This window comes from Brevibacillus sp. HD3.3A, assembly GCF_013284375.2.
Taxonomy (GTDB): Bacteria; Bacillota; Bacilli; order Brevibacillales; family Brevibacillaceae; genus Brevibacillus; species Brevibacillus parabrevis.
This window is the reverse complement of the sequence record NZ_CP085874.1, coordinates 2556219-2572045: the sequence shown is the minus strand read 5'-3', so window position 1 is coordinate 2572045 and position 15827 is coordinate 2556219. Positions and strand designations below refer to the sequence as shown.

The 15827-nt window shown below is 51.8% G+C and carries 21 protein-coding genes and 1 tRNA gene; 1 reads left to right on the top strand and 21 read right to left on the bottom strand.

The window, feature by feature from the left end:
- Positions 1-3: 3 nt before the first annotated feature.
- From HP435_RS12720 to HP435_RS12665, 12 genes are all read right to left on the bottom strand, one after another.
- Entirely contained in the window at positions 4-837 is an 834-nt protein-coding gene (locus tag HP435_RS12720) for a heptaprenyl diphosphate synthase component 1 (protein ID WP_173595809.1), read from the bottom strand.
- 115 nt (positions 838-952) lie between these two features.
- Complete coding sequence (locus HP435_RS12715; RefSeq protein WP_173595808.1) at positions 953-1468, bottom strand: hypothetical protein; 516 nt, start codon at positions 1466-1468, stop codon at positions 953-955.
- A gap of 70 nt (positions 1469-1538) precedes the next feature.
- Complete coding sequence (gene mtrB / locus HP435_RS12710; RefSeq protein ID WP_063226943.1) at positions 1539-1766, bottom strand: trp RNA-binding attenuation protein MtrB; 228 nt, start codon at positions 1764-1766, stop codon at positions 1539-1541.
- A 36-nt stretch (positions 1767-1802) separates the two neighbouring features.
- On the bottom strand, positions 1803-2483 hold the full coding sequence (locus HP435_RS12705; RefSeq protein WP_122963586.1) for a lytic transglycosylase domain-containing protein: 681 nt from the start codon (positions 2481-2483) through the stop codon (positions 1803-1805).
- A 136-nt stretch (positions 2484-2619) separates the two neighbouring features.
- A tRNA-Pro gene (locus tag HP435_RS12700) sits at positions 2620-2696 on the bottom strand.
- A 92-nt stretch (positions 2697-2788) separates the two neighbouring features.
- Positions 2789-3355, bottom strand: coding sequence for a GTP cyclohydrolase I FolE (folE, locus tag HP435_RS12695; protein ID WP_173595995.1), 567 nt, complete (start codon positions 3353-3355; stop codon positions 2789-2791).
- 326 nt (positions 3356-3681) lie between these two features.
- A complete protein-coding gene (locus tag HP435_RS12690) occupies positions 3682-3954 on the bottom strand; it encodes an HU family DNA-binding protein (protein WP_005831316.1) in 273 nt (90 codons plus the stop codon).
- Between the two features lie 237 nt (positions 3955-4191).
- On the bottom strand, positions 4192-5670 hold the full coding sequence (gene spoIVA, locus HP435_RS12685; RefSeq protein WP_063227114.1) for a stage IV sporulation protein A: 1479 nt from the start codon (positions 5668-5670) through the stop codon (positions 4192-4194).
- A gap of 180 nt (positions 5671-5850) precedes the next feature.
- Complete coding sequence (locus HP435_RS12680; RefSeq protein ID WP_173598794.1) at positions 5851-6579, bottom strand: hypothetical protein; 729 nt, start codon at positions 6577-6579, stop codon at positions 5851-5853.
- Between the two features lie 22 nt (positions 6580-6601).
- Positions 6602-6943: a 2Fe-2S iron-sulfur cluster-binding protein gene (locus HP435_RS12675; RefSeq protein ID WP_063226939.1), complete on the bottom strand. Its 342-nt coding sequence runs from the start codon at positions 6941-6943 to the stop codon at positions 6602-6604.
- A gap of 15 nt (positions 6944-6958) precedes the next feature.
- Positions 6959-7255 carry a 2Fe-2S iron-sulfur cluster-binding protein gene (locus HP435_RS12670; protein ID WP_122963589.1) on the bottom strand — a complete coding sequence of 99 codons (297 nt, stop codon included), beginning with the start codon at positions 7253-7255 and terminating at the stop codon, positions 6959-6961.
- Positions 7256-7269: 14 nt separating this feature from the next.
- Positions 7270-7458, bottom strand: a complete 189-nt coding sequence (locus HP435_RS12665) for a DUF2768 family protein (RefSeq protein WP_063226937.1) — start codon at positions 7456-7458, stop codon at positions 7270-7272.
- 129 nt (positions 7459-7587) lie between these two features.
- On the opposite strand from HP435_RS12665, the gene HP435_RS12660 reads away from it, so the two are divergent.
- Positions 7588-8118: a hypothetical protein gene (locus HP435_RS12660; RefSeq protein WP_173598793.1), complete on the top strand. Its 531-nt coding sequence runs from the start codon at positions 7588-7590 to the stop codon at positions 8116-8118.
- A 120-nt stretch (positions 8119-8238) separates the two neighbouring features.
- Here HP435_RS12660 and HP435_RS12655 read toward each other — a convergent pair whose 3' ends face one another.
- From HP435_RS12655 to rpsA, 9 genes are all read right to left on the bottom strand, one after another.
- On the bottom strand, positions 8239-8508 hold the full coding sequence (locus HP435_RS12655) for a stage VI sporulation protein F (RefSeq protein WP_122963591.1): 270 nt from the start codon (positions 8506-8508) through the stop codon (positions 8239-8241).
- A gap of 67 nt (positions 8509-8575) precedes the next feature.
- Positions 8576-9625 carry an NAD(P)H-dependent glycerol-3-phosphate dehydrogenase gene (locus HP435_RS12650; protein ID WP_173598792.1) on the bottom strand — a complete coding sequence of 350 codons (1050 nt, stop codon included), beginning with the start codon at positions 9623-9625 and terminating at the stop codon, positions 8576-8578.
- Positions 9626-9662: 37 nt separating this feature from the next.
- The gene (gene plsY / locus HP435_RS12645; protein ID WP_063226933.1) at positions 9663-10265 is read right to left on the bottom strand and encodes a glycerol-3-phosphate 1-O-acyltransferase PlsY; all 603 of its coding nucleotides are present in this window, start codon (positions 10263-10265) and stop codon (positions 9663-9665) included.
- 15 nt (positions 10266-10280) lie between these two features.
- On the bottom strand, positions 10281-11594 hold the full coding sequence (gene der / locus HP435_RS12640; protein ID WP_122963593.1) for a ribosome biogenesis GTPase Der: 1314 nt from the start codon (positions 11592-11594) through the stop codon (positions 10281-10283).
- A 53-nt stretch (positions 11595-11647) separates the two neighbouring features.
- Positions 11648-11830, bottom strand: a complete 183-nt coding sequence (locus tag HP435_RS12635; RefSeq protein WP_122963594.1) for a capping complex subunit for YIEGIA — start codon at positions 11828-11830, stop codon at positions 11648-11650.
- A 3-nt stretch (positions 11831-11833) separates the two neighbouring features.
- A complete protein-coding gene (locus tag HP435_RS12630; RefSeq protein ID WP_173595804.1) occupies positions 11834-12739 on the bottom strand; it encodes a YIEGIA family protein in 906 nt (301 codons plus the stop codon).
- A 6-nt stretch (positions 12740-12745) separates the two neighbouring features.
- Complete coding sequence (locus HP435_RS12625) at positions 12746-13381, bottom strand: YphA family membrane protein (protein ID WP_063226930.1); 636 nt, start codon at positions 13379-13381, stop codon at positions 12746-12748.
- 82 nt (positions 13382-13463) lie between these two features.
- Complete coding sequence (fni, locus tag HP435_RS12620) at positions 13464-14513, bottom strand: type 2 isopentenyl-diphosphate Delta-isomerase (RefSeq protein WP_173598791.1); 1050 nt, start codon at positions 14511-14513, stop codon at positions 13464-13466.
- A 99-nt stretch (positions 14514-14612) separates the two neighbouring features.
- A complete protein-coding gene (rpsA, locus tag HP435_RS12615) occupies positions 14613-15785 on the bottom strand; it encodes a 30S ribosomal protein S1 (protein ID WP_122963597.1) in 1173 nt (390 codons plus the stop codon).
- Between the last annotated feature and the right edge of the window lie 42 nt (positions 15786-15827).

Genomic DNA, 15827 nt, shown 5'->3' with positions numbered 1-15827 from the left:
AGGCTACATCTCCTCAATAACTCGTTTCAGGCGATTCACTCGATGGGAGTAACGAGCTGTTATGGAAGCAAGCACATTGCGTGTTTCTGCTGGCAGCGAACGCACCATTTGCTCGCACATGCCGATCATTTCCATGGCTTTCATCTCAACGCCCGACAGTACCTGGGCAAGCGTAGCACCCGGTTTTTGCAGCAAAAAACGAGCAAAACCAAAGGGAACCTGCTCTTGCCACTTGATTTGCTCCCACTCTCCGATAACGCTTTCTACCTTGGCCGTTTCTTTCATCAGATCGACCCACAGGCGGCGGCGATCATCCGAATCGGCATACTTCTCTACGATTGCTACGTACAAACCTGTGTCGATGGCGTTGCGCAATTCCCAGTACCCTTCATCCGACAAGCTTCTGGAATCGCGTCCCGCAATGTACAGCTTCATTTTGGCTTCATTCACGCGCTGAATGGCTCCGGACAACACTTGAATCGCTTCAATCTCGCCCGTTTCCGCCAGCAGGTTGTAGTAGCGGCTGCTGTAGTAATCTCCGGCGAGCACAGTCAACTGTCTGTTTCGCTCTGCGCTCAAGGAATGTTCGTATTGATTTTCCACATTTTCATGCATGTCCAGTCCCAGCTGGACAAGTCCAGTCGCTGTGCAGAAAATGGATGCCCGTTCCTTCGTCATGCCTTGCTCCAGCAAAAACAAATACAAGAGTTCCAGGCGATTCTCCGCCATGGAAGGAACGTCCACGTAATATTCTACATAGGAATGGGTGGTTCGCTTGTAGATCTGCTCGATGATCGATCGAACCTCTTCTACATAGGGGGTATGTTCTTTGCTCATGCGTCCTCCTCCACAAGCTGCGCAACCTAAAGATGTCTGCCTGTTCCGTACACTTCCGTCTACCTTTACCATCCGGTCAAAAGGCCGTCCTTGCTATCATACCATACTTCTACCATCAGGGACTAATTCTCTCATAAAAATACGGATCGATTCGCACGGGAAATGTGTTTTTCACAAACGAATCCACATCGGCGATCTCCGCCGCCGGTTTGGAAAATGACTTCAAATTCGTCCCAGTTGTTTGAATGGCAACAAGGAGTCTCGACTCTTTTGGCTGTTCGCTTTCTTCCAGCAAACGGAAATACACTTGACCAACATTATCCGTGTGCGTTAGCAAGCCGTATGTCAATCCGTAAAAATCACGATAAACTTGACTTTCATCCACTTTTTCACCCGGTTTCACGATCAAATCGACATAAACCGACGGATTTTCCCATTTTATACGCTTCATTTTATAATGTGTGGGCGTCAATGTAAACAAATCCAGGACATTTCGCTCGCTCAGTTGAACAGGGTGTGATGTCTGAAAAGTGGGCACATCTGCCTGCCTCCATAAAGCACTCGGGACCATCGACAGCATCAGAGCCAGAAAAGTGGAAACAGCGATCGCCATGAGCAGTTGGCGCGGCATAGACATCCCTCCTCTTCACCATTGTACAAACAAAAAAAGCAGGCTATGCCTGCTTTTCCGCTGGAGCTGTTTATTCTGTCGTATCGACAACACCGTGCTGCGAGTAAATGACGGCTTTTCCCCGAACTTTGATGGCCGAAGTATGCTCCGTGAATTGAAAGATCATCACTTCGCCCTTGTCGAGCTTTTCTGTGTGATGAAAACGGGTGTCCGAGCCTCTCGTAAGCCCGATGACATGCACGCCGTTTTCCTTGGCTTTGACGACAAAATAGTCCTGGTTGATTGTTGGCTGTGACAAGTTGTTTCCTCCTGACCAGTGCGTGATGCGCCTCGTCTAGTATGATGTCCCGTCTGTCTCCAAACGGCCCATGATTTTTGCTACATACTTCTGCGTTTCCCGAGGCAGCTGGCTGTACTTTGCCTCCAGCTCCTCGTCACTGTCGATACCCAGACGGCCTACCCGGCCCGGGCCTGCATTGTACGCCGCCAGCGCCACCTTGACATTGCCATCGTAGCGGTCGAGAAGCGATTTCAAATATTTCGTTCCACCCGCCAGGTTTTCATCCGGGTCGTATGAATTGCGGACACTCATCGCCTGTGCTGTTTTGTCCATCAGTTGCATCAAACCTTTGGCACCCGCTTTGGACACGACATTCGGATTGAAATTCGACTCGGCTCTGACGACTTCCCGGATCAGATCGGGATCGACGCCAAGCGATTTGGCGGTTCGTTCAATTTTCTCCAAAATAGCTCCGGGAGCAACCGCTGCTCCTTTTTCCATCGTCGGATTCAACTCTGACTCATAGTCTGCGGCCAGCTTCCATTCTCTGCTGCCGTCGAGCTTGGCCAAAATCTCTTGCGAGGAGATGACGCGCTGTCCTTGCGCCAACTGTGATTGCAACACGTCAGAAAAGAGATCCTGCTCCTCGTAGGACAAGGAGGAAGCTGCGCGATTGCTTGAATAGGATTGCTGTGTTGATTGTAAATACGGCTGAAGCGATACAGGCACCTTCATGGCACTAAACAACCCTTCCCTTGCTTGTCTCCCTACTATTATAAAAAAGAAAGATCAGGAAGCCAATAGCAAAAATGGCAATTGTCAAGAACAAAAAAAGAAGCCTCGCAAAAGGCTTCCTGGTTTTTTATTCAGATGGTCGGAATGCAGGGATTCGAACCCTGGACCTCACCCACCCCAAGGGTGCGCGCTACCGGGCTGCGCCACATCCCGACTGTACATCTGTACTTTACAATATTTTACCTGTAGAGTCAATAGAAAATTGCTGGATTTGGCAGTTCATCCCAGGCCTAGCGCCTGTCCGATCAGGAACGGATGAGACTGAATACTTCTGCACGCGCCGCCGCATCTTTTTCAAACATGCCGCGCACCGCAGAGGTGATCGTTTTCGAGCCGGGCTTTTTCACGCCGCGCATGGTCATGCACATATGCTCTGCTTCAACCACGACGATCACGCCATGAGGGTCGAGCTTGCGGACGATCGACTCGGCAATCGTCGTCGTAATTCGCTCTTGCAGCTGCGGGCGCTTGGCTACTGCTTCAACCGCTCTCGCCAGCTTGCTCAAACCGACAACCCGTCCACCGCGCGGAACGTAGGCCACATGCGCCTTGCCGAAAAACGGAACCAGGTGATGCTCGCACATGGAGTAAAAAGGAATGTCTTTGACCAAAACCATTTCTTCGTGATCTTCGCTAAAAACGGTCTCAAAGTACTGTTCCTCGTTGATATGCATGCCCTCGAATACTTCTGCATACATTTTTGCGACGCGTTTAGGGGTATCCAGCAATCCTTCGCGATCGGGATTTTCTCCGACCGCCTCCAGAATCATGCGGACAGCCTGTTGAATTTTATCCAAATCAACGTTCATTATTTGTACCTCCTACCTAGCGGCCCATCCCGTTTGCGAAGCTTGCGGCTTCTCCGGCTGGCCCTGACCAGATCCGTTTGTCATGCTCCGTTGTACGCAGCCGAACCCACGCCAATCTTACCATACTCATTTCAAAAAAACAAAAACATCTGACAAGACAACTGTATGTACACCAAGCCAAAGTTGTCCGCCCTTTGTTGCCTGTCTTCAACCAAAAAGGGCAGCCGTCCTCTACGTGCACAAACGTTCGCATCCCGGACGTTAAAAAAAATCCACATTTCATCAATGTGGATTTTTTTATGTAAGTGCTTCGTTCTCAAAAGAAACAACTACTTGATGGAGTCTTTGAGTTGTTTACCTGGTTTAAACGCAGGTACTTTGCTGGAAGCGATTTCGATCTCTTCACCTGTTTGTGGGTTACGACCTTTACGAGCCGCGCGCTCACGAACTTCGAAGTTACCAAAGCCGATCAGTTGGACTTTATCACCAGTTTTCAAAGCATCAGCAATTGCATCGAGAACAGCGTCAACTGCTTTAGTTGCATCTTTCTTGGTGAGTTCGGTGGTTTCAGCCACTTTTGCAATCAATTCTGTTTTGTTCATTTTCTTCACCTCCCCTCAAAGAACACCAAGTCCTAGCTATTATTTTTCTTAACCGAAACGAAGCGTTTTATACACGATTGGTGGTATTTACCGATCTGACAAGCTTATAGTAATACACCGATTTCTTAAATTCAAGCCCCTCCTGTCGAAATTGAACGAAATACAAGAAAAAAAGGCATCCCGTCACGCCGGGTGCCCCCTTTTGGAATCAATTGTCTAGGTCTATTTACCTAGTCCTTAAAGTATGATGGCAATCAGACCGCCGGAGCCTTCGTTGATGATCCGCCCCAATGTTTCTTGCAATTTATACCGCGCATTGTCCGGCATCATCGTAATTTTTGCCTGGATGCCTTCCCGCACAATCGAGTGCAGCGATCTGCCGAAAATGTCCGAATTCCAGATCGACAGCGGATCTTTGTCGAAGTCCTGCATCAAGTAACGGACAAGCTCTTCGCTCTGCTTCTCGGTCCCGATGATCGGAGCAAATTCCGATTCGACATCGACGCGGATCATGTGAATGGATGGCGCAGTCGCTTTCAGTCTGACGCCAAAACGCGGTCCCTGGCGGATCAGCTCAGGTTCGTCCAAGGTCATTTCATGCAGCGACGGAGCAGCGATTCCGTAGCCCGTACTGCGCACCATATGCAAGGCTTCCGCTACCTGGTCGTACTCTCGCTTGGCGTGGGCAAATTCCTGCATAATCTTCAGCAAATGGTCCTTGCCGTTGATCTCGACGCCCACGATTTCCATCAGGATGCGATCATACAGTTCATCCGGCGCGAACAGGTCGATCTCCGCAATCCCTTGGCCCATGTGCATTCCCGCAAGAGACGCCCGCTCCACGAAGTCATAGTCATTGAAGAAGCCGACGACGCGGTCCACGTCGCGCAACCGGCGGATATCCTGCACGGTTTCACGTACGGCTTCTTCATAGTTCTGACGGAGCCAGTGGCCGTTCTCCAGCACCATGACCCAGCTAGGCAGGTTCACGTTTACTTCATGCACAGGGAACTCGAACAGCACTTCCCGCATCAAGAGGAGGATTTCCTGTTCTGTCATGTGATCGACAGACAAGGCCACTACTGGCACGTCGTACTTTTCCTGAAGCTGCAAACGCAGGTTTTGCGCCTCGTCAGAGCGTGGACGCGTCGAGTTCACCACGATGACGAACGGTTTGCCCACTTCCTTCAGTTCATTGACGACCCGCTCCTCCGCGTCAATGTATCCTACACGCGGAATTTCCGCGATGCTGCCATCTGTCGTAACAACGATTCCGATAGTCGAATGCTCCTGGATGACTTTACGCGTTCCGACTTCAGCTGCTTCCTCGAATGGCACTGGCTCCTCATACCACGGAGTGTTTACCATTCGTGGACCGTTGTCATCCTCGAAGCCTTTTGCCCCCTGAACCGTATAACCTACGCAGTCAACGAGGCGGACATTGATGCTGAGTCCTTCTGTCACATGTACGTTTACGGCTTGGTTCGGAACAAACTTCGGCTCTGTCGTCATGATTGTTCGGCCAGAAGCACTCTGCGGCAGTTCATCTGTCGCTCTGATCCGCTCTGCTTCCGATTGGATATTCGGGATGACGACCTGCTCCATAAACCGTTTGATAAAGGTCGACTTTCCCGTACGAACCGGGCCTACTACCCCGAGGTAGATGTCTCCGCCCGTCCGTTCGGCAATGTCTTTAAAGATGTCGACTCGTTCCACCATCGATGACCTCCTTCTATTTGTCTATTTTTACACTATGACCGATTTTCCGAATTATCCCTGACCGTCAGTATTTTCGTAGGGAATCTCGTACTAGTTTCGTGGACAGTACAAGTATATGTGCGACTGGACCAACTAGAACAAAAAAACAACTCCGATCAGAGTTGTTTTTTGTGTTCGCTATTTGATTTGCAGCAGCCTCGGCTCACCGTCTACCAACTCGTACGGGAACGATTTGGCGGGAACAAACATCGATACGCGCGACAGGACGTATCTCGGGTCTGTGTTTGGCGTGACAGTCGCTTTGTTCTCGCGCAGCATCGTCGCAATATCTGCCGCGTAGTCAATTCCTACTTGCCCATCCGCATTCATAACCAGCGGCAGCAAATAATTGCCCATGGTCGATGGCACTTGCCACGCCTTCACACCGATCTCCGTATGGTCGATCGAGTAGTAGCCGTTGCCGAGGTCGGCTTGCACCGGCAGCTTGTTAAAATAGCCGCGATAGCGGTCTACAGCCGTCTGTACATCGGCAACCGTGCTGACAGCCCCCAGATGGATGAGCTTGACCGTTGGCTTCGTCTCCACGTCAATCAGGACGTATTTGTACAGTCCGCCCTTTTCAAAGGCGTTTCCAGGCACATCCGGGATGTACTTGGGAATCATTTTGCGAAAATCAATCTCGTATTTCTCAAAAATGGGAGTGTCCAGCGGTTTCGTCACAATCGGGAGCACAGCGGTATCTTTTTTGAACTCGTCGATACCTTTTTGCGCCGCCTCCAGAAAAAATGAGCTGGGCACCTGATTTTCCGCCTTCCGCTCGTTCGGATACAAACATCCGGACAACAAAACAGAAAGCATGCACAAGCTGATCGTCAGCTTGAAAGTTTTACGCCATGATTGCCACATCTTATGTATACACCTCAAACCCTCATTCTTCGTTTTCCAAGCGCTGTCGCTCAAGTGCCGCAGCCACCACCGATTTTAACCGGCTCTCCGGGATTCGGACCGTGCAGTCGTTCTCTGTCGCCTTGGCCTGACAAGCCAGGCGCAGCCCCTGCCGCAAGTCCTGCTCCGGCATTTTGCGCAGCTCCAGCACGGTCGGAGGAGCAAGTTCCCCGCTCTCCACAATGACACGGCACATCAGACAGGAGGCGTGGCCTCCACACCTTTGCGGGATCACGATCCGGGCATTGCCAGCAACACTGACAAGCGATTGGCCCGCCCTCGCTTTCACGCTTTTACCGCCGGGAAGAAAAGTCACCTTCCCCATGTCGTCACTCCTTTTTCAATACGGGCGATGGGCCAGCTTCACCGTTCCTTGCCCGACGATCTTGATTTGGCAGCCAAGTCTGAACCCTTCGGCCCGCTCTGCTTTGCGCAGGCGCAGCTTTTCCTCGCTCGTGATCTCACTCAGGTACTCCGCGCCTTCTACCACTTGCGTGCGGCACTGAGCGCACACGCCTCTCTGGCAAGCATGCCCCCACGGAACTTTATGTTTTTTGGCAATCGCAACGATCGTCTCATTCAACTCCACAGGCACTTCATACGTTCCTGAGCGAGTGATCAGTGTTACCTGAGACATCCCCTATCCTCCCCTTACACAAAAATCACGATCAAAATCATGACAAACACCGCGATTAACATCAGGAAAGCGCAAGTCTTCACGAGAAATCTGACAAGCGCATTCGTCATTTTTCTGGCAAAGATCATCAACAAATTGCAGACGAACATCAGGCCGATGGCCAGTAGTGAAATGTTCATCTTCGTCATAGGATCGATATACATCTGGCTTGCAGCATCCTTTGCATTTTTTGCTTCATTATACCATACTTCCCAGCTCTCGTCTGACCTTGTGAACCTCTATCTGGACGTTCGCATAGACTATTCTGATGAATCCGCCCATGGGAGGGATGAATGTTGAGCAACAAAGTAAATGGTCGAAAATGGCGAAACCCGTACGCTCCCATACCGAGCAAAAAATTGAGCGACCAAGTGGCCGACGTCTCATTAGCCATTACCCCGAAAAAAATCTTGCCAGCCGTGGACCTTAGATCCTCCGTCTCCAAAATGCGCAACAACATCAAAGGAATCAGCACCACGATTCGCCAGGTGGAAGAAACGATGGATACGCTGTACGGTGCCATGGAAATCATCGAGAACTTGGGCAAACGTACGGCTGAACCGGAAGTTGCTGCCGAAAAACCAGTCTCGACCAAGCGCAAAGGAAACGCGGAATCAGCGAGGGACAGTGCAAAGGGCAGAGAAACAGCGAAAGCAGTGGAAACACCCCAGGAATCGAGCGCAGCCTCAGGCTCTGGCTCAGGAAACCCGCTCGGCAACATTGACATCGGGCAAATTCTCGGCCTGCTGCAATCTCCATTGGTGCAAAACCTGTTGACCCAGACGGTGAGCGGCTCAAGCAAGCAACGAAAAAAAGAGGGATGAGATCCCTCTTTTTTTCTTGGTATCTGTAGGTCAGCCATGTCCCTGTAGAGCCATGATTGTTCCTAATTTTACTGTATGATGCTTTTGACAGCAGGTAACGGGCATAATCGCCCATTTCTCTCACTTTAGCAGCTTGGACAAGGATGACATGTCATTCAAATTGATTTCCTTGTTGCGGAACATCTCGATGATCTTGTCTTCCTTTTCCGGATTGAGCTGTTTGCCGCTCATGGTCGCGAGCGTCTGCAAAATTTGCCGAAGCTTTGCTTCATCCTCAAAGTCGCTGCGCTTCATCTGACTCGCAAGCGACCGCAATTTGCCCTCGTCGACCTTCTCGCTGCCTTTCCCCTGCAAACGCTCCAAAAAACGCTTGGAAAGATTGTTATTCATCTGCGCTCTCCTCCTGCACCTGGGCTTTCACCCTATCGTATGTGCAGGAGCCTAAATGTGTGAAACGCTACGCTTGCGTCTCATCCGGATTCAGATAGCCCATTTCAAACGTCTTTCCTCTGCCCATCAGTTCCTCTACCCCTTGGCGCGGTTCTTTGCCTTCGAACAAGATGCCGTACAGAACGGACGTGATCGGCATTTCAACCTGCTCCCGCTGTGCGAGCGCGTGTGCCGCATGTGTCGTACGCACCCCTTCGACTACCATGCCCATCTGCGCCAAGACGTCATCGAGCTTTTTGCCTTGTCCGAGCATGTAGCCTGCGCGCCAGTTGCGGCTATGGCGGCTCGTGCACGTCACGATCAAATCACCGACCCCAGCCAGCCCGGAGAAAGTAAGCGGCATAGCGCCAAGCTTGATGCCGAGGCGACTGATTTCCGCCAGGCCGCGCGTCAAAAGCGCCGCTTTCGCGTTGTCGCCGAACCCCAGCCCATCTGACATGCCCGCTCCGAGTGCGATGATGTTTTTCAACGCCCCGGCGATTTCCGCTCCGATCAAGTCCGGGTTGGTGTACACCCGGAAATTGGCGTTCATCAAAAGATCTTGCGCACGCAGCATGCTGTCCTCCGACTCGGATGCAACCACGACCGTAGTAGGCTGCCTGCGGACTACCTCTTCTGCATGGCTCGGCCCGGACAAGACGGCAAGCCGTCCAGATATTTCGCGAGGCACCTCTTCCATGATGACCTCAGACATCCGTTTCAGACTTTCCAGCTCAAAGCCTTTTGTGGCATGGATCAAAAGTGTGTCGCTATGTAAAAACGGTGCCAACTGCCTGCAAATTTGCCGCATGGCGTGCGAAGGCACTGCCAAGAGAACAATCGGTTTGCCGGAAACAGCCGCTTCCAGATCCGTTGTCGCCACGATGCTTTCGGCGAGCTTCACTTCAGGCAAATATTTGGCATTGGTGTGCTTTGCGTTCACTTCGTCAGCCAGTTTGGGATCGCGCACCCACAGCCGAACCTGGTGGCCGTTTTCAGCCAACACAGAAGCGAGAGCCGTCCCCCAACTACCTGCACCGACTACTGTAACCTCTTTTCTCAATAGATCCCCCTCCATCCTTCGTTCTGCGAGAACGATTCAGACCCATTCAGATCTATCCCAGCTTGCGATTGGACTTGTCTCCCAGCTTCCGTTCCGTACCTGCTATAAGATTTTGGATATTGTTATAATGGCGAACATACGCAAACACCGCGATTACCAAACTTGTCCAAACAAAGGAAATCGGTTTATCCAGCAGGTACAAAGAAATAGGAATCACCGTAACGAGGACAAGCGATCCAAGGGAGACGTAACGGGTAATGGCAATAACCAGCACAGCCAGTACCGCTGCAATCAAAAAGGCGAGGGGAGAGAAGCCGAGCACCACGCCGAGCGTAGTTGCAACGCCCTTTCCCCCGCGAAATCCAAAATAGATAGGCCAATTGTGCCCCGCGATGACAAACAAGCCCGCTACTGCATAGGCAGCGGCATCACCTGTCATGAGGTGTGTTATTCCCATCGCCGCCAACCCTTTTAGTGCGTCAAGGATCAGTACGGCAATACCCGGACCTTTCCCCAGCACGCGAAGCGTATTCGTCGCCCCTGCGTTCCCGCTGCCATGTGAGCGAATATCAATTCCTGCAACTTTTTTGGCAATAAGATAGCTGAAGCTAATTGAGCCGATCAAATAGCTGAGCACCCAGGCTAATAACACCATGGCGGTTTCCTCTCCCTACGTTTTTTTCCGCGTCCATATCCGAACAGGAGTACCTTCAAAGACAAATGCTTCGCGGATTTTGTTCTCTATGTAGCGCTCATAGGAAAAATGCATAAGCTCCGGATCATTCACAAACAGGATGAATGTTGGAGGTTTGACTGTCGCTTGCGTCGCGTAGTTGATTTTCAGACGCTTGCCTCGGTCAGATGGCGGCGGCGTGCGGATCGTTGCATCCGTAACGATATCGTTGAGGACGGAGGTCGGAATGCGCATCGAGTGTGCTTGCGCTACCTCGTTTACTTTTGGAAGGATCGTGTGAACACGCTGCTTGGATTTGGCTGATACATACATGATTGGCGCGTAATCGAGGTATTTGAACTCTTCGCGGATCAGCTCGGTAAAGCGCTGCATCGTTTTGTCGTCTTTTTCAATGGCATCCCACTTGTTGACGATGATGATCACGCCGCGACCAGCTTCATGGGCATAACCGGCGATTTTTTTGTCTTGCTCGATGATGCCTTCTTCCCCGTTGATGACAACGAGAACGACATCACTGTCCTCGATGGAACGCATGGCGCGCATGACGCTGTATTTTTCCGTCGTCTCGTACACTTTCCCGCGCTTGCGCATACCCGCCGTGTCAACGAGAACGTAGCTTTGACCTTCCCGCTCAAACGGAGTATCGATCGCATCGCGCGTAGTACCTGCGACATCACTGACAATGACGCGCTCTTCGCCCAAAATGGCGTTGGTCAAGGAAGACTTCCCGACATTCGGACGTCCGATGATCGACACGCGAATGACGTCTTCTTTTCGCTCCTCGTCGTCTTCCGCCGGGAAAAAGCGAACCACTTCCTCCAGCATGTCGCCCAAGCCGAGGCCATGGCTGCCGGAAACCGGGAACGGCTCACCCAAGCCAAGCGAGTAAAAGTCGTAAATATCGGCACGCATGTCCGGGTTGTCCGCTTTGTTTACAGCCAGAACAACTGGCTTACCCGTACGGTTCAGCATGCGAGCCAGCTCAAGGTCAGCGTCCGTTACGCCTGTTCGGCTGTCGGTAATCATGATGATGACGTTGGCCTCATCAATCGCCAGCTCAGCCTGATAGCGCATTTGCGTGAGAATTTCATCGGTCTCGCCAAACTCAATCCCGCCCGTATCAATGACGTGGAAAGTATGGGTTAACCATTCTCCTTTGCCGTACAGGCGGTCACGGGTTACTCCCGGCATATCCTCCACGATCGCGATGCGCTCGCCGACCAGTCTGTTAAATATCGTGGACTTCCCCACGTTGGGTCTCCCCACAATGGCTACCACAGGTAATCCCATAATCAACAACACTCTCTCTCATTTACGTTTTGACTAGCTAATCATACCATACACTACTTGTGACGAACAATGATAAGGGTATCCTTGCTCACCTCATGCACCATGGCGTCCAGAATCTTTTCCAGCGTAAAGGCTGTTTGCTGCATGCTCTCGTGCGTAGACTCGATGAAAATGGGCGCTCCGCCCGCGATTCTCTCCTTGTTCACGGTAATCACGGCCAAAATGGTCCCGGTCATGGTCTACAGCTCCTTCTTCGCTAATTTGGTCTTTTGCGGCATTCGGAAGACGCTTTCCAAAATCGGCACGGCATCGATGACTTGTTTGCCATGCTCCGCGTCTTTTTCTTGCGGCAGCAAAAATACGCCGAGCCGCCCTGATTGCAGGTCGCGCTTCACGAGCGGGGTCAAGGAAGGCTCTCCCGTATCGGTGTACACGCCAAGCTGCGTGGCGACATCATGCAAAATCGCCTGTCGCTGGCCGGGATGGGCGATCGTCACCTTGGCATTGGCGTCTTTTGGACTCACAATAAACCCAACGCCATGCTCCCGGATGATGTTCTGCGCATCTTCCAGTCCCACGTTCATGATGTAAATATCCCCGACGTACAAATCCTTTCCTTCCACCCGCACCTCTGCCGGACTCGTCTCGGCGATCAGGGAGAGCGTCTTTCCCGAACGCAGCTTGCGCGAGATGAGAAGGGCGATGACTCCGGCAATGATTCCGCCCCACCAGTTGAACAAAATCGTAGTAGTCGTCGCCACCAGCGACGTAAAAATCACCATGTAGTTGCGGCCTTCAAACACCATGGCGATCCCTTCGATATACGGCCCGCCGCGCGGCACCAGTTCTTGCTTGTCGATTTCCGTCAGCGTCGTGCGCTCCATGTTGCGCACATCCCTGAACTGTTGAGCGGCCACGGTTAAAAAGGTAACGGCCGTATAGTTTTCCTTGAGCAAGGCTGGCACAGCCAGTGCCCCCAATGCCGAAGCGATTACGCCGAGCGAAACATGAATAATTTTTCCGTGCGGATAGGTCGGATATTGCCGATAATCCGTTCGCAGCAAATTGATTCTGCACATGATTCCGAAGACGAATCCAATCGTCAAAGGAACGACAAATTCATTGGCTAACAGCTCTTTAAACACTCGCGATCACCTGCCTGTGTCGGAATGGGAAGGCTCTGTCTCTCTCCGTCCAAACAGCCGACGAATGGCAGACCAGAGCAAACTGACCAGCCCCAGCAAGGAGATGCCGCTCCACAAAAGATCTTGCGCATAATCCGTCCCCAGGCTGCACGTGCCAGAAGCTTGCCAAAAATAGAGCGTGTGGAGAGCATCCGCCATCGGTAGCGCAAGCATAAGCGCGAACAGCCGGGCCGCGTTCAGCTTGCTGATGGAAAAGGCAACCGCAACACTAATTCCTGGCACAATGACCCGCTCGTCCCAAAACAGCAGGATCGGATCGGTAAAAAACAGCCAGCGCAGCCAAAAGACCATGACAGAGATGCCTAACGCACCTACCACATACAGTCTTCTCGTCGCTTTGGGGAGGCGCGTGTAGAGGACCACACTTGCAAAAAGGGGCAACAACGTTCCGCTGAGACTTACCTGGATGGGAGCGAAGAACAATTTCCAGCTGACAAAGGAGCAGATCAGAAACGCACAAAGCACGGCAAGCACGCGTCTTCTTTCCATGTTCATTTCCCGCAGCTGCGCGTCAAAGCTTCCCATCCAGACAAGACAAAGCAGAGACCACTGGATGAGAAGCGCAATGGTTCCCTCGTTCATGTTCATCTCCTCAAAATTGTGGTTGTCTCCCCAAAGTATGCCTCAAGCGCTCCCCTTTCATGAATCACACGCTTGTCCGTGTTTAGCGCTGGGCCAACTGTTCAAGCAAAATTCCCCGCAAACGGGCGCGCTCTGCTGTTTTTCCTGTAACCAAAAGCGGCACGTTGATTGCGTCTGCCAGCTGCACAATCCCCAGCGCCGTCATCGCCACCCGAATCTGATGATGCCACGCGTCCACTTCCTCCAGGCATTCTGCAAGCGATTTTGTATGAATCAACCGAAGCAAAGCTCCGGCCACACCGACCGCTTTCGCTCCCAAGCTGATTGCCTTGAATGCGTCCAGCCCGTGGCGCACGCCTCCTGTCGCCATAACGGACGACTGGGCGTGGATATGGTTGTCTGCTTCCAGCAAGCTTTCTACAGTCGTAAAGCCCCAGTCTTCAAACATGGTCAGCCGGTGACTGCTCCGCATGTTTTCCACTTTGGCAAAATTCGTTCCGCCCCTTCCGCCGACATCGATGCTGCGGATTCCGGCTTCCAGCAGTTTGCGCATCGTTTCCTTTGTCATGCCAAACCCGACTTCTTTGACGATGACCGGGACGTTTACTGCTTCGCTGATGTTTTGAATGCGCTCCAAATAGCCGCGGAAGTCGCGATCTCCCTCCGGCATCAACAGCTCCTGCATCACATTCAGATGAATTTGCAGGCCGTCCGCCTCCAGCATGTCAATCGCTGCTTTCGCCTGCTCAACCGTTGCCTCTGCCCCGACATTGGCCCAGATGATCCCGTGTGGATTTTCTTTGCGGACAATCTGATAGCTGGAAGCTAGGGACGGGTCCCGGAGCGCCGCCATTTGCGAACCGACAGCCATCGCCAATTGCCGTTCTCTGGCAATAATTGCAAGCTTTTGATTGATTGGCGTCGTCGCCTCGGCTCCCCCCGTCATTGCGTTAATGACAAAAGGGGATGGCAGGCGAAACGTGGCAAACTCCGTCGCAAGCTTCGTCTCCTCATATCCTGTATTCGGCACACTGTTTGGGACAAAACTGACATCATCGAAGCAGTTTGTCCCATTTTCAGCCGTTGCCAGCGCGTTGCGAATATGATCGAGCTTCCGTGTGGATCGATCCATGCATGTATCCCTCCCGTCAAACTATCTTTCCTCTCTGATTGACAGCCAAGCAAAAAGGGATACGCAAAAGCGTACCCCCTCATTTCACGTCTATACCGCTTACTTGAACTTGTCTTTCAGATCGGCAAACAGTTCACCAAGCGTCACGCCCATAGGCTGATTGTTTTCTTGCGTGAATTGTTGTTGCTCACGCTTGCTTGCGCGCTCTGCCTGCTCAACGCGCTCTTCTTCAACCGCGCGAATGCTCAAGCTGATGCGCTGCTCTTGCGGAACGACATCGAGAATCTTCACTTGCACTTCCTGACCTTCTTTGAGCACCTCGCCAGGAGTGTTTACGCGACGATTCGCGATTTGGGAAATGTGAACCAATCCTTCGATTCCAGGAGCCACTTCCACAAAAGCACCGAAGGAAACAAGGCGTTTAACCGTACCAGTAGCCACAGAGCCTGCTTTGAACTCTTCCGCTACTTTCGCCCAAGGACCTGCTTGCGTTTCCTTGATGCTCAGGCCAATGCGCTCATTTTCACGGTCGATCTTGAGCACCTTCACCTGTACTTTGTCGCCTTCCTTCACTACATCGGACGGTTTTTCAACGCGGTTCCAAGCCAGCTCGGATACGTGCACCAGACCGTCTACTCCGCCGATGTCCACGAATACGCCAAAGTCAGTCATGCGTTGAACGGTTCCTTCCAGCACTTGACCTACTTGGATTTGATCCAGAATGGACTGTTTTTGCGCTTTTGCTTCATCTTCCAGCACCGCTTTGTGGGAGAGAATCACTTTGTTCTTCTCTTTGTCCATTTCGACCACTTTCAGCGTCAGGGACTTGCCTTTGTAATCGGAGAAATCTTCTACGAAGTGACGCTCTACCATGGATGCAGGAATGAAGCCGCGAACGCCTACATCTACAACTAGGCCGCCTTTTACTACTTCTTTTACGGTTGCTTCGATGATGGTGCCAGCCTGCATTTTTTGCTCCAGATCAGCCCAGGAAGATTCCATCGCGACAGCTTTTTTGGACACGACGAGTTCTTCTTTTTCATCATTGAGCTTGATTACTTTCACTTCAAACGTGTCGCCAACCGAAACGACGTCAGCCACTTTTTCTACGTGCAGCGGGGAAAGCTCGCTGATCGGAATCAGGCCGTCGTATTTGTAGCCCACATCCACAAGAGCCTGTTTGTCTTCGACTTTCGTTACCGTCGCTTTTACGACATCCCCTACGGAAATGGTTGTTGCATCCGTCAAGCTTACGTTTGTTTCATCCATCATCCAAAAAACCTCCTTGAATACCATCCAGTCCCAGGCCATCTA

Excerpts from the sequence above, each read along its gene's own strand:
- HP435_RS12675 (WP_063226939.1), bottom strand. The coding sequence starts at position 6,943 with ATGGGGAAGGTGACTTTTCTTCCCGGCGGTAAAAGCGTGAAAGCGAGG.
- HP435_RS12625 (WP_063226930.1), bottom strand. The coding sequence starts at position 13,381 with ATGAACGAGGGAACCATTGCGCTTCTCATCCAGTGGTCTCTGCTTTGT.
- HP435_RS12670 (WP_122963589.1), bottom strand. The coding sequence starts at position 7,255 with ATGTCTCAGGTAACACTGATCACTCGCTCAGGAACGTATGAAGTGCCT.
- HP435_RS12715 (WP_173595808.1), bottom strand. The coding sequence starts at position 1,468 with ATGCCGCGCCAACTGCTCATGGCGATCGCTGTTTCCACTTTTCTGGCT.
- fni (WP_173598791.1), bottom strand. The coding sequence starts at position 14,513 with ATGGATCGATCCACACGGAAGCTCGATCATATTCGCAACGCGCTGGCA.
- HP435_RS12655 (WP_122963591.1), bottom strand. The coding sequence starts at position 8,508 with ATGAATAACAATCTTTCCAAGCGTTTTTTGGAGCGTTTGCAGGGGAAA.
- HP435_RS12650 (WP_173598792.1), bottom strand. The coding sequence starts at position 9,625 with ATGGAGGGGGATCTATTGAGAAAAGAGGTTACAGTAGTCGGTGCAGGT.
- HP435_RS12635 (WP_122963594.1), bottom strand. The coding sequence starts at position 11,830 with ATGACCGGGACCATTTTGGCCGTGATTACCGTGAACAAGGAGAGAATC.
- HP435_RS12660 (WP_173598793.1), top strand. The coding sequence starts at position 7,588 with ATGTTGAGCAACAAAGTAAATGGTCGAAAATGGCGAAACCCGTACGCT.
- HP435_RS12720 (WP_173595809.1), bottom strand. The coding sequence starts at position 837 with ATGAGCAAAGAACATACCCCCTATGTAGAAGAGGTTCGATCGATCATC.
- HP435_RS12680 (WP_173598794.1), bottom strand. The coding sequence starts at position 6,579 with ATGTGGCAATCATGGCGTAAAACTTTCAAGCTGACGATCAGCTTGTGC.
- plsY (WP_063226933.1), bottom strand. The coding sequence starts at position 10,265 with ATGGTGTTATTAGCCTGGGTGCTCAGCTATTTGATCGGCTCAATTAGC.
- rpsA (WP_122963597.1), bottom strand. The coding sequence starts at position 15,785 with ATGATGGATGAAACAAACGTAAGCTTGACGGATGCAACAACCATTTCC.
- HP435_RS12705 (WP_122963586.1), bottom strand. The coding sequence starts at position 2,483 with ATGAAGGTGCCTGTATCGCTTCAGCCGTATTTACAATCAACACAGCAA.
- der (WP_122963593.1), bottom strand. The coding sequence starts at position 11,594 with ATGGGATTACCTGTGGTAGCCATTGTGGGGAGACCCAACGTGGGGAAG.
- HP435_RS12665 (WP_063226937.1), bottom strand. The coding sequence starts at position 7,458 with ATGTATATCGATCCTATGACGAAGATGAACATTTCACTACTGGCCATC.
- HP435_RS12690 (WP_005831316.1), bottom strand. The coding sequence starts at position 3,954 with ATGAACAAAACAGAATTGATTGCAAAAGTGGCTGAAACCACCGAACTC.